The following is a 12810-nucleotide window of genomic DNA, read 5'->3' as shown; positions in this document are numbered from 1 at the left end:
ATATCTCAACATGGTTGGAAGCAGATTTCATCGAAATCTGCTTCACCTTTAAAAATAATGTTCATTTCAAATTCTTGCCTCGTATAAAACGTATAAAAGCACTTACAAAAAGTCTAAGCTGAATAATAATTATGATCCTGATAATAAGTCAAATAGAATTTGAAGAATCCACTAACAAAGTAATAGACTGGTTAGACCATTATGGGGCTAATTACTTTAAAATAAATGGTGATGAACTTATATACCCATACATCTATTCACTCGTTGACAAGAAGTGGCAATTGAGCTCAGATAAATTTAATCTCCCTGCTCCCTCTGAAATAAGTGTAATCTGGAATAGAAGATGGGTTAGCAATCCACTGTTGCTTCAGAAATCTCATGTTTTTAAGGACGAAATCCTCAATAAAGAAAACGAAAGCTATATCAGGAATGAGTATGCAGCACTAAAAGAACTCTTTGCATACTATTATAAAGACTGCAAATGGATCGATCCGATTGAAAACATAAAGCTTAATAAGTTAGTAGTATTGGAAAAAGCGAAAGCTATAGGTTTAGAAATTCCCAAAACACTTATAACCGGTGAAAAGAGTGTTTTGAGAAATTTTATTAAATCAAATGGTGAAGTCATCATTAAAAGTTTGTACCAATTGAAATTTATGAAAATTGATCATACAGCTTTCAATATGTATACGGAAAAAATTAACGCTGATCTACTCGATAAGTTGCCCGAAACTTTTTTTCCAGCCTGTTTTCAGACCTTAATTAACAAAAAATTTGAAATTCGAACATTCTATTTTTTTGAACAGATGTATTCAATGGTGATTTTTTCCCAACTGGATGACGCTACTAAGATTGATTTTAGAGCTGAAAATTATAATGATCTATCAATCAAAAAGACCCCATTCTTACTACCAGATGCTTTAAATAAGAAAATTAAAATCCTTATGAAAGAGCTAGGGTTATGTACAGGTTCAATAGATATGATTGTATCCGATAAAGATGAATATATATTTTTGGAAGTAAATCCGATCGGGCAGTTCGGCATGACTTCAATTCCGTGCAATTACCATATTGAAAAAAAAATTGCACTCAAATTTATGGAAATGGATAAAAGATTTTATGAAAGAAAACTTACTCCCCAAGCTTAAACATGCACTAAAAAATGAATCAGATTTGAATATGTTGCCAGCAACTTATTTATTTATGACTCCTGCCCCCTCGGAAGAAACACATTTTAATCGAACAGACAAGGTAGATTTCTATAAGGACAGAAAATATTATTTGCATAAGTTTTATAAACCTATTAGCCAGTTAGAATTTTAATTTTATGGGAAAAGATGAATTTTTAATTTTATACCCTGTGTGTAAGACAGTTCGGGGGGCTAGGAGAGGAATGATATGTGATCTACAAAATCTGAGCTATCATCTTGTTCCAAATAGTTTAATTGATATAATTGACCAGCTGTCAATTACTCCCGTAGATCAGTTGTATCAGGAAACGGAGGGTGAAGAAAAACCTATTTTAGCGGAGTATATTAATTTTATAATCAGCAAAAGATTAGGTTTTGTTACAGCGAGTCCGGAACTTTTTCCACCCCTGAGTGACATGTTTGAATACCCAAGCCTGGTGTCCAATGCGATTATTTCGATCGATGAGCATTCAGCTCATAATTATAAATTGATATTCAGTGAGTTAAGTGAGCTGAATTGCAAAGGCCTAGAACTCCGGTTTTTAAATACCCCAGGCAACGAAGAATTATTCAATCTACTGACATTGATACAAAATACCCGGATTCAGTCAATAGACTTAATAATTAAACATACGGAGTTTTTGACCCCAGATTTTTTTTCAAAACTTACCGGTCAATTCCGAAGGCTGAATTATATCCAGGTGCATTCGGCACCAATGAATGAAGAGATTGAAATAAAAGACAACTATAGTTTTTTAAGATACACAAGTAAGTGTATTTTGGATCATTCATTTTGTGGGCGGATTAATGAGAAAAATTTTTCCCCAAATATGATGCTGTTTACAGAATCAATCCATTTTAACAATTGCTTAAATAAAAAGATTTCAATCGATGAACGTGGAAAAATAAAAAACTGCCCATCGATGACGAACGATTTTGGCCAGCACGGAAATGTTTCTTTGATAAAAGTAATTAATGATAAAAATTTCAGTGCACTATGGGGAATCACTAAAGACCAGGTCGAAATCTGTCAGGTGTGCGAATTTAGATATATATGCATAGATTGTCGTGCATATAGAAGTACCGAATCCATTACATCCAAGCCCCTGAAATGTGCGTATAATCCCTACCTTGCCCAATGGGAAACCTTGAATTAGTCGTATTATATGGAAAGAGAAAAAATTAAAACTTTTGCAATTAACCTTAAGCATCGAGCGGATAGACGGAAACATATTATTGGACAATTTGAACGGCAGAAAGAATTTGATCTCGAAATTTTTGATGCAATTATTGATCAAAACGGATCTTTGGGACTAATAAAAAGTGTCCTTTCAATCGTAAAGACTGCGTCGGAATTAGATCTTGATTATGTGCTAATCTGCGAAGATGACCATCAGTTTACGGAGCATTTTTCATCCGAATTTTTACTTGACCAGATTCATACCTCAAAGAGAATGGGGGCCGAAGTGTTATTGGGCGGCGTGAGCTGGTATGATGCAGCTGTGCGTGTTAAAGAAAACTTATATTGGCTCAATCAGTTTAATGGAACACAGTTCTTACTGATTTATAAAAAATTATATCCGGCAATTCTAAATTACAGTTTCTCGGGCACTGATCCATTAGATATTGTCATAAGCCGTATTTCTGCAAAGATTTTTACCTGCTTCCCTTTTCTCTCACAACAGACATATTTTGGGTATTCTGATGCAACAGCCATTCATGACTTAAACCAGATTAACAGTTATGAATTATTTTTAAATACTGAAAATCGACTGGAGAAAAACCGAAAGATAGATGACTTCTATAACAAATAGCTAAAAATAAATAATGATATCTTTTCCAATATTTCACTTACCAAATGAACAAGATAAAAATGAACTTCAGCTGTTAAATTCCAAGGGGGAAGTATACGTATACGATTGTTTATCCCCTTTATCAGCTAGTTCTGGCGTTAACATAGAGCAACAGAAAATGTTATCATTACAATCCTGTGTGGATTATTGTCTGGACAATGAAGAAGACCTGTTCCTTTTTATAACAGACTGTTATGCTAAAATTTTGGATTTTGATATCGAAGAGGTAATTAAAGATATTGAGGTTCCTTTGGTCAGGGGTATTGACTTACTTTTGCTAAATGCCACAATTGTCGAAGATTTAGTGCCATTATCGGAAAAGATTTCATGGATTAATTGTTTTTTTGGGTCAACAATAATGGTGTTTTTCAGGCCATCATTTAGTAAAATTAAAAATTATGCGGCAGTAAATGAGAATTCTTTCGAAACGAATTTATTTGAACTGCTTAATAGAAAGATTCTTTTCCATGAGCAGATCTCCCCGCCCTCTCTTCCTGAGTTAAAAATGGAACAGTATGGGAAACAGGATTTCGAAGAACTTTTGCAGATTACCGCACTCCAGATTCAGCTGTATAAAAATGTTTATCTTCACTATACTGGGTTTAAGGAATGTGACTCAGCCATGGCAGAAGATAAAGCTAAATTCATACATAAATATTCACGCTATGTGGTACTCAAAGAACGATTTATATCGTGTTTTCTCTAAGAGGATAGCTATACGTTTTCCCTTTATTTTTATATGATCTCTAAAATCCGAAGCAGCGTGAATACATGGTATTGTGAAAGCTTGGGGAGGCTCCTAGTTTTGTTGCCCAGTAATTTGAAAAAAAATCAGATCAGGTCTTTAATTTTTTTAGATCCTCTTTTAGCTGTGTAATCCGCTCCCCACGTCTTTTTCTCGAATCTCTTAAAAGTCTGATCTGTTCATTCAGTTCCTTTATAATGCCCAGCAATATTTCTTCCCGCTCATTGTTGTTTGCCTCGACAGTATGCTTTGGTATGCCATCATGATCTGATTTATCAATTAATAATTCCCGGAATGAAACATTTAGACAGTCCAAAATTTTTAAAAAAAGCACTAATTTCACGGAGACCTGATGATTTTCTATTTTATTATAATTAGACTGGGAAATATTCAATTTCTCACTGATATAAAACTGACTATATCCTTTTTTAATTCGAATTGACTTAATTGAATCCATAATCTCTCTCTGAAATAATTCGGCATCCATATGTTGTATTGCTAGTTATATATCATTGTGGTTTGTAATAGGGAAACTTGCTTTGTTTCGGATTATCCTTTCACCCTTGCTTTGTTCGCTCTCAGATAAAATGTGATCGTTTTGACTGTGAAGACGATATTTATACAAAGAAGCACTGATATGTTTACTTTTTTGATAACCTGAGATTTCCATTAAGGGGAATAATATGGCCATATCGTAAGGCATTTTTAAAAAGTTATTTTCTTCATCTTTCAGGAAACTAAGGTGGGGGTCCTGGTGGATTACTTCTTTAAATAAATGATATTTAAATGTCCTAAAATGGAAAGCTTTCCAGGTTACTTCTCTTAAACGAAGAAACTCACTGGATGAATATTTATCACTGACAACTCCGTTTGCGTTCATAATGCTCATTCCGCCATACGTCAGGGCGCAGTTATATTGATGGTATACACCGTTTATAATCGCTAGAACATAGTTGTGAGCCAGCGCATCATCACCATCGAGGAAACATATGATATCATCATCTCCGAAATCGGTGTTTAAAAGTTCGTCTGCAATATTTCTGATGGCGTATTTTCTGATAGTATTCTTTTTTGCAATAAGCTTTTCTGTTTCTTTAATCGATTCTAATCCCCCATCATCTGAATCATCGTCCAGCAAAATATGTTTATAATTACCATAGTTTTGCTGCGCGACAGAATCTACACACTCCTGTAAATAATTTCCCGCATTTCTAAAAGGAGTAATCAGGACAATATTATTTTCAGCTTGAATAAAATCCTGTTCTGGATTCAGAACAAAATTATACGGACAGACCAGCTTTAAAATTTTTGAAAGAAGATCACTATCGATATCTTGATCCAGTTCTTCCAGAATATGAATTATATAGTGGAAGAGCCCTTTTGTAATCAAAAAGGCATCAACATCGATCAAATTATTTTCCATCAAAAAGTGACTGCTGAATCTTATACCGTCTGTATGATGATTCTGGATATATAAAAGATGAATGTTGCTATCGACGGCAATTTGAATAGATTTTTCTATTAACGCATATGTTGGTAGTTGGTTTAAAGGATTAAGTACAAATAAAATAACATCCTCCTCATTTTCAATAGCCCACTTTATACCTTCGGACAATAATTGGTTGATCGAATTAAACCCGTTCGGAAAAGGCTGGATAAAAGTTTTATTCTCTCCATGAGCACAAAGCTGGCTACGGAGGTCCGAGAGACAAAATGTTGTTATCATGGAATAATCTTTTTGGGTTTTATATGCTAAATTTATTGGTTTATCCAGGAATGCTCCCAAAAGTGTGTCATAATGCCTTTTTTCCGAAAGATACTTTGGCCGCGGATTTCATCATAAGAATATTCAAAGATCTCTTTAACGGGGATAAATGTAAAATTATCGGTGGAAAACTTACGCATAGTCGAACGCATCCGATAAGGCCCGGAATATTGCGGTGTATTCATGAGATCACGTTCGCCGCGGTCATAAGTGGCGACAATATCGGTTACGAGCTGATGTAAATAATTATTCCCTGGAGGGGAGCAAAAATGTTCCGAAGCTAATGTGTCGTTCAATGGATCAATAACAAAATATCCATTTGGCTTGCTTATATATAAGTCCTTAAATAAGCTGATATTATTTAGCGAAATATCCCAGTCAATATAATATCCTCCATAATGATAGACCAAAAGATACCGAGCGATGTCAGCTGCTTCCGCGGTATTTCTGGCAGTAAGAAAAGCTTCGAGAGCAAAGGGATAATGTTTTCCGATAAAATCAGCAAGGGATTCATCATCCCAATAGATAATTTCGTAATTGAAGTCCAGGAGGCTCTGCCACGAACCTAGACACACACTGACTAATTTACTTGGCGATTTTCCTGCGATCTGATGGATTATTTTTGGTAACATGATCCTAAATTTAACGGGGTTTTCAGTTTGAAACTATTCCAGACTTTATTATAATCTAAAAAATTAACGTACACTTTGCCGGGGCTTCAGTATCCCAATTACATCCTCTTTCTCTAGGGATATTAACGGATTCCTTCGATAGGTAATACCGCTTTTTCCTCCAGTGGTGAACACAATTCTTCTCCGTTCATAATAATCCCCTGTGCCATTTTGAATGACGCTTCAAGATTTTTATAGCTATATCTATTTCACCTTCTGATAATTTATAATCTATAGTTTGAATGCAATTTTTGTTAAATTCCATATTATTTCTTTTACTTAGGCTTACAGTTGCTACATGGTGTAGTAATGTATTTCAATGAGATCTCTTTTATTTGTACAATAAAAGAAATACTGTTCTAAGTTAATAATTTTAAAACGAAATAGGGGTAGGTGTAGGTGGATTTTTTAAATATTACCTAAATTAGTGGATGTTTAATAATTCAAAAATTTAAATTGACAATATTTATGTGCGTTAAAATAAATTATTGAGAAATTGATGTGGCTTTTTGTGAGGCCTTTCACATAACTATATAAATAAAAAGTATCGATTATGATCTTCCTGTCTGCTCAGCCTGATGACTATTATTTCATATGGCAATTGGAACTGCAAATTGCTAACTTTCATTCTTTAGGGATTCCAAAAGAAAAAATCCATATATTACTTGGTTTTGATCAAAAAAGAGGATTACAGCAACATATCAAAAAGTTTGTAAGTTACTACAGCACACGAGCTCGTATATTTATTTATGCTGATGAGAGATTGTCCCGTGTTTACGCATCATCGCTTCGACCTCACTTGATAGGTAAGCATTTCGAAAAGTTTCCCAATTTGCAGGAAGAAGCTATTTTTTATCACGATTCAGATATTATCTTTAGGGAACTGCCTGATTTTGAAAAATTATCGAACGGCAACAAGTGGTTTGCGTCAAATATTCAGTCGTATTTGGGGTATGACTATCTATATCATATTGGAGGTAAAATGCTAATTGAAGGAATGGCTAAGATAATTGGTATAGATTCCGGGACGGTAAAAGATAACGATAATCATGTAGGAGGGGCTCAATACCTATTAAAAGATCTTGATGCGGCCTTCTGGAGAGAAGCTGAAAAAAAATGCGAAGAGTTATTTATATTCCTGGAAAATTTTAATGCAAGGCTACGGGAAAGAGCCTTAATAGCTGGAAAGCAGTTGGTTATTGTTCAATCCTGGTGCACTGACATGTGGGTTTTGCTATGGTGTGGCTGGAAAAGAGGTGCGCAGCTGGAAGTAATACCAGAACTTGATTTTTGCTGGCCTCAAGATCCAATTTCAGAATGGAATAATTGCCATATACTTCATTATTCGGGGGTTCATTCTTCTGAAGATAAAACTGCTTTTAGAAAAGGAAGCTATTTAAACTACTCACCGATCTACGATGACGATATAAGATCCATCAGCTCAGATAACTGTAGTGCACCGATGAGGGACTTGATCTTGCGGAACAGGGATGAGCTGGAGAAAAGGAGAATCGAGCTCTCAGACATCACTGTAATTATTGACTTATTGGCCTTCGGAAATTCTTATGACCATAACATAGATGTTATAGTCCGGTATTTAATCTGTAATATTAAGGTGGCCATTGTTGTAATAGCCTATCATGATATTCCTGAAAGCCTGAAGGGAATAACTGATCTTTGTTGGGTTGCTCTGAAGAAACAGGAAAATCATGTTAAGAAGATACTGACCCATGCCATTAAAACCGACCGGGCATGTTTATATCCACCTCTGCTCATTGATGCTAAGGAAATTTGTCGATTTCTTCTGACGGAAGACAATAGCGATTATTTGACATGTATTTGTGAGACCGTACTCTACGTCGATCCCTTTTTTCAGGTGCTTGTGGATAAATTAAGAGATATAAAGGTTTTATCGTTGCATCAGGAGAAATTTCAGCCGACTTTACCCTCCTTCGATCCAAAAATACACCTTGGATTGAAAGAGAAGATTATTGATGCCATCATGACTCAAAATGGATCTAGCGATCGTAGTGTAATTAAACACAGGATAGAATATGGGTATAAATTTTTTACCCCATTAAATAGTGATGATAAGCTAACAGCGCTGAAGCCTGCGGCGGAAGAATTAAAAGACATGACCGTCAAAGAAGATCTCGTAATGAATGGGAGGAAAAAATGTACTTCAGGTAAAATCAGAACAACTGACCCTAATTGCTGGCTGGAATCCACAATAGGAAGGATATGGATCCAATTCCATAATGGTTCAAAAGAAGTGGCCAGTCAGCATTTTTCCATGTTATTGGATGGTCTGGATGAAGTGGATGACATTGCTTTTACATCCGGACTGGTCGGAATAGGGTTTGGCATAGAGTCCCTGTCTCAACGACATATTCTGGATATAGATTCTAATATAGTCCTTGAGGATTTTGATAATCTTTTTTATTCATCGTATCTGTTTGGCAATAAGGAGGAAATAGGTCTACACAATGGAATGGCAGGTAAGCTACTCTATCTCTCTCTTAGGAATAGAAATCAGAATAGCCACAAAAACACACATAGATTCAGATCTTTGATCCATCATGAATGTCTACAGCTTATTCTTGATCAGATTGTAGGCTATTGGCCTTTACCGAAAATTGCGCTCGAAAAATACGCTATGATAGATATCTGCCAGCTTATGATTATATTTTCATCAATAGCTACTCACGAAAAAATCAGTTCCGGCAGTTTACTCCGGATCATAGAAAACTACTCTTTTTATTTTTTAGCAATGTTTAATAAGGCTTCCAACGAAATTAGCTTAGAAACAGGATGCTGCAGTTATTTACTATGGCAGTGTAACAAGATAGTCGGTGATTTATATTTCATGGGGCATTTTTCTGAACAGTATGCAAAATTCAGTAGTCAACTGCTATGTAATGGTCAGGAAAACTTTGGAATTTTGGCATTTGATAAAGAAGCAATTTTTCAATATTTGGATGGACATACCGCTAGTCATTTTCGCAAATTGGAGGTGGAGCTTAAAAACACGGTATTCTTAAAATTAATGTATAATGCTGTTTAATAACTGCCGAGATGAGTGGAAAAAGAAGGAAATAAGTTGTAATTTGAAAAATATGTATTCTACTTAAAGAATTAAATAATATGTTTACATTAAGAAAATTATTTGTATCTTGTGTTCTTGGAGCGGGTAGCAATGGTCTATTGTGAATTATGATATAAATATACATCCAATATTAAACAATCTCTAAAATGAAGTTTTTAAACCGTATTCTTGCAACAGCAACTTTCTTAATTTTGTCATATTCGAATGTATATTGTCAAAAGAGTAAAATTTTGGAGGGTGAGATAACTAATGGTAAAACTGTATCTGACAGTATTTATCTAAAACCGGATATATTTATTCCACCAAAATATTATGAAACAATAGATAGATCGGCTAAGGTTTCGGGAAATTCTTTTGTATTTAAGAATAGAGCCACCTATCCACAATTATATTATACTTTTCTCACTGAGGATATAGATGTACTATCATCAAGAATGGGTTCTTTTTTTATTGATAGTACAAGTTCAAAGTTAGTATTTAACTACCAAAATGGTGAAAACGGCTATGTTATAGGAGAAACAGGAAATGAGTACAGAAATAAATTTCAGCCATTTTTGAAGCCCTATTTCCAAGAAGATAATGATGATAATTTCTATTATCGAATTTCTATGGACAGGTCGGAGAAAATTGATTCTATATACCTGGATTATATAAAAGCCAATCCAGAGTCGTATGTTGCATTATGGCATCTTGCGCAGAGATTTTTTACTTTCGGACACACGGCATTGCGGGAAGTAACGTTAGATCATTTTTCTGGAAATGTCAAAAAATCCAAAATATGGAATCTGCTTTATCATGATCTACATAATGCTTTAATTAAGGAAGGGCATCCCTTTCCCCTTATCACTCTTAAAGACCAAAAAAATGAACCCCAAAAACTAACTATACCAAAGAATAAAATTGTTCTGGTTGATTTTTGGTTCAGCAACTGCAGACCCTGCCTGGCAGCTTTTCCTAAATTAATAAGCCTTTATGACCATTATAAAGATAAGGGGTTCGAAATTATAGGGATATCGACAGACCAAACGAAAAGAATCGACAACTGGAAGAAAGCGATACAGGAACAAAATCTGCCCTGGAAACAGTTCCTTGATGAAAATGGAACTATTACCTCGTCCTCCATGTATATCAGAATGTTTCCTACCGCTATTCTTATTGACAGAAAGGGGAATATAATCAATAAAAAGATATCTCTTTCCGATCTGGAAGATTATTTAATTAAGGAATTAAACTAAATGTTATCCGCATAATATATATGATTACTGACCTATTTGGGTTTTTTAAGAAATCCGGTTCAAATAACGAAATATACGCTGTCTGCGAACATATTTTAAGGAAAGCAAATATCCTTTTTACAAAAACTAATGTTCAGAATCTGTTAAATAATGATCCGAATTTCCCGTCGCTTCTTTCTGTCCAGGAAACATTGAAACACTATGGGATAGAAAATGCGGCGGTTAGGAGAGGAAGCCACAGTTATGAAGAGTTTGATACACCTTTTATCTGTAGTGTACAGCGGCCGGACTGGTCTTCTCCCAACTTTACAGTTGTAGAATCAATTAATGATGCTCTGATCGAATACCTTAATCCAATTTCCGGGAAGCTGGAAAAAATGAATATTCAGGAGTTCGAGTTAATTGATAAAGAGATTGTTCTATTATTAGATCTGGATTCTGCAAATGATGAACAAAAATTCAGCGAAAATCTTAGGATCGAAAAACTTAAAAAGATCAGTCGTGCGGTACCCTATTTTTTACTGATTGGACTGGTATTATTTACTTTTATCAGTATCTGGAGCAGTGACATCGGTGTTAAATCGAATATTTTCTCAAATTTAGTTTTTTTTACCGGAGCCATAGGGTCTTTCATTTCGGCATTGCTTATATGGCATGAGATCGACACAAATAATCCCTTTCTAAAGGAGGTCTGTGGGGAAGGAAACCCAAACAGTAAAATGAGCTGTAATGTGGTTTTGGGTTCTAAAGGTGCTTCGGTTTTGTCCATCAGATGGTCAGAAATAGGAATGTCATACTTCTTGACACAATTATTGTCCACATTTCTTTTTAATGATGATCGGTTAAACTATTCGTTCTTCTGGGCGTTTGCCTCCCTGTTAGCTTCACCCTATATAATTTACTCGATTTATTATCAGGCCAAAGTGATAAAGCAATGGTGCCGCTTATGCCTGTTTATTCAGGGACTACTTATGCTTAACCTGTTGAATGCAATCTATCTTTTAAGTGCTATGGCACCTTTTTCTTCTATCGGGACAATGGTGATAATAAAGATGATTTTATTCGGGTTAACAATTTTATTTTTGGTTCATCTTATTATTCCCATTTTTAAATCGGCATTTGAAAGTGCTGAATACAGAAGGGGCCTGCAAAAAATTCGCTACAACAGTAAAGTGTTTGATGTATTATTAAAGAGTAGTCAGCGAATTACAAAGGGTACAGATGGGATGGGAATTTTAATTGGCGATCCTAATGCACCGATTGAAATTACAAAAGTCTGCAATCCATTGTGTGGACCCTGTTCCAGGGCACATCCAGTTCTTGAAGAAATTATCCGGTTAAACCCTGCAGTTAAAATGCGAGTGATTTTTGTCGGTAAAGGTGAAGAATTCAGTTTGATAACAGCGCCTGTATCTCATTTTTTGGCAATTCAGGAAAAATATGGAAGTGAAAAAGTACGTGAGGCATTGGATAACTGGTATGAAATGAAAGACAAAGATTATAACCAATTTGCCTTAAAATTTCCAATCGAAGTAAACCTTAAAGTGCAAAAAGATAAGATGGTTACTATGGACAACTGGTGTAATGAGATGAAAATCCGTGCTACGCCAACTATTTTCGTCAATGGGTATGAACTGCCTGTAGAATACAAGGTTGCTGATTTAAAGTATTTTTTAACCGATTAAAACAGGTTTTAATCGGTTGAATTTTCAGGCTGTTTGTAATAAATAATGATACTGTTTGTGTTTTAAAGAAATGCATTCAATTTCCCAAGATGCTAGGGACGGATTTAGCATCACAAATCATAAATTTATATTATGAAAAAAATCAATTTAAAGAATTTTAAGACACTTAGTCTTGAAAAACTTACAAAAGACGACCTAAAAAATGTATTAGGTGGTAGTTCTGCGCCTGTGACATCAGATTGTGTGAACGATCCTACATGTAGCACAGGATGTTCTAAAAACAAAGTTTGTAATTACTGTTGTTACGCTTAATCTAACGTTTTAGAGAGAACTTATTCAAGCGGCAAGTTTATTTACTTGCCGCTTTTATATTTTGGTGTTTAAAATTTTGTTTTTTTTTAATCTTTTCATTTGATAGTCATCGAATTAAAATCAATAACTGTCCTAGCGAATGTATTTTTAAAAACTTACGCCGACGTCACCATAAAAATTAGTGGAACGGTAGACGGGAACATTTGGTTTTAAAAGAGCAGGAGAAAAATAAAGTTAATTAGAAGATG

The 12810-nt window shown here is 34.8% G+C and carries 10 protein-coding genes; 7 read left to right on the top strand and 3 right to left on the bottom strand.

Annotated elements, in window-relative coordinates; genetic code table 11:
• Positions 1–131: 131 nt before the first annotated feature.
• The 4 genes from gwsG (at position 132) to ABFX33_RS06275 (ending at position 3749) form a co-directional block, all read left to right on the top strand.
• Positions 132–1148, top strand: a complete 1017-nt coding sequence (gene gwsG, locus ABFX33_RS06290; RefSeq protein WP_346084938.1) for a grasp-with-spasm system ATP-grasp peptide maturase — start codon at positions 132–134, stop codon at positions 1146–1148.
• 179 nt (positions 1149–1327) lie between these two features.
• The gene (gwsS, locus tag ABFX33_RS06285) at positions 1328–2347 is read left to right on the top strand and encodes a grasp-with-spasm system SPASM domain peptide maturase (RefSeq protein WP_346084936.1); all 1020 of its coding nucleotides are present in this window, start codon (positions 1328–1330) and stop codon (positions 2345–2347) included.
• 9 nt (positions 2348–2356) lie between these two features.
• Positions 2357–3004 carry a hypothetical protein gene (locus ABFX33_RS06280; RefSeq protein WP_346084935.1) on the top strand — a complete coding sequence of 216 codons (648 nt, stop codon included), beginning with the start codon at positions 2357–2359 and terminating at the stop codon, positions 3002–3004.
• Positions 3005–3017: 13 nt separating this feature from the next.
• Entirely contained in the window at positions 3018–3749 is a 732-nt protein-coding gene (locus ABFX33_RS06275) for a hypothetical protein (RefSeq protein ID WP_346084933.1), read from the top strand.
• Positions 3750–3879: 130 nt separating this feature from the next.
• Here the strand turns inward: ABFX33_RS06275 and ABFX33_RS06270 are convergent, their stop codons facing one another.
• The 3 genes from ABFX33_RS06270 to ABFX33_RS06260 all read right to left on the bottom strand — a co-directional run bounded on the left by ABFX33_RS06270 (position 3880) and on the right by ABFX33_RS06260 (position 6185).
• Positions 3880–4245 (bottom strand): helix-turn-helix domain-containing protein, encoded by a 366-nt coding sequence (locus tag ABFX33_RS06270; RefSeq protein ID WP_346084931.1) that lies wholly within the window; start codon positions 4243–4245, stop codon positions 3880–3882.
• A 45-nt stretch (positions 4246–4290) separates the two neighbouring features.
• The gene (locus tag ABFX33_RS06265; protein ID WP_346084930.1) at positions 4291–5403 is read right to left on the bottom strand and encodes a glycosyltransferase; all 1113 of its coding nucleotides are present in this window, start codon (positions 5401–5403) and stop codon (positions 4291–4293) included.
• A 143-nt stretch (positions 5404–5546) separates the two neighbouring features.
• The gene (locus ABFX33_RS06260; protein ID WP_346084929.1) at positions 5547–6185 is read right to left on the bottom strand and encodes a glycosyltransferase family 32 protein; all 639 of its coding nucleotides are present in this window, start codon (positions 6183–6185) and stop codon (positions 5547–5549) included.
• A gap of 592 nt (positions 6186–6777) precedes the next feature.
• On the opposite strand from ABFX33_RS06260, the gene ABFX33_RS06255 reads away from it, so the two are divergent.
• From ABFX33_RS06255 to ABFX33_RS06245, 3 genes are all read left to right on the top strand, one after another.
• Positions 6778–9288, top strand: coding sequence for a hypothetical protein (locus ABFX33_RS06255; RefSeq protein ID WP_346084927.1), 2511 nt, complete (start codon positions 6778–6780; stop codon positions 9286–9288).
• A 188-nt stretch (positions 9289–9476) separates the two neighbouring features.
• Positions 9477–10565, top strand: coding sequence for a TlpA family protein disulfide reductase (locus ABFX33_RS06250; RefSeq protein WP_346084926.1), 1089 nt, complete (start codon positions 9477–9479; stop codon positions 10563–10565).
• Positions 10566–10585: 20 nt separating this feature from the next.
• Positions 10586–12250, top strand: a complete 1665-nt coding sequence (locus ABFX33_RS06245) for a vitamin K epoxide reductase family protein (RefSeq protein WP_346084925.1) — start codon at positions 10586–10588, stop codon at positions 12248–12250.
• Positions 12251–12810: the final 560 nt, after the last annotated feature.

This window comes from Sphingobacterium ginsenosidimutans (assembly GCF_039536865.1).
In the GTDB taxonomy this organism is placed as follows: Bacteria; Bacteroidota; Bacteroidia; order Sphingobacteriales; family Sphingobacteriaceae; genus Sphingobacterium; species Sphingobacterium detergens.
The sequence above is the reverse complement of the archived record's forward strand: the minus strand, read 5'-3'. Positions and strand labels throughout refer to the sequence as shown.

Bases quoted from the DNA above. Each gene is read 5' to 3' on its own strand.
- gwsG (WP_346084938.1), top strand. From the start codon at position 132: ATGATCCTGATAATAAGTCAAATAGAATTTGAAGAATCCACTAACAAA.
- gwsS (WP_346084936.1), top strand. From the start codon at position 1,328: ATGGGAAAAGATGAATTTTTAATTTTATACCCTGTGTGTAAGACAGTT.
- ABFX33_RS06280 (WP_346084935.1), top strand. From the start codon at position 2,357: ATGGAAAGAGAAAAAATTAAAACTTTTGCAATTAACCTTAAGCATCGA.
- ABFX33_RS06275 (WP_346084933.1), top strand. From the start codon at position 3,018: ATGATATCTTTTCCAATATTTCACTTACCAAATGAACAAGATAAAAAT.
- ABFX33_RS06270 (WP_346084931.1), bottom strand. From the start codon at position 4,245: ATGGATTCAATTAAGTCAATTCGAATTAAAAAAGGATATAGTCAGTTT.
- ABFX33_RS06260 (WP_346084929.1), bottom strand. From the start codon at position 6,185: ATGTTACCAAAAATAATCCATCAGATCGCAGGAAAATCGCCAAGTAAA.
- ABFX33_RS06255 (WP_346084927.1), top strand. From the start codon at position 6,778: ATGATCTTCCTGTCTGCTCAGCCTGATGACTATTATTTCATATGGCAA.
- ABFX33_RS06250 (WP_346084926.1), top strand. From the start codon at position 9,477: ATGAAGTTTTTAAACCGTATTCTTGCAACAGCAACTTTCTTAATTTTG.
- ABFX33_RS06245 (WP_346084925.1), top strand. From the start codon at position 10,586: ATGATTACTGACCTATTTGGGTTTTTTAAGAAATCCGGTTCAAATAAC.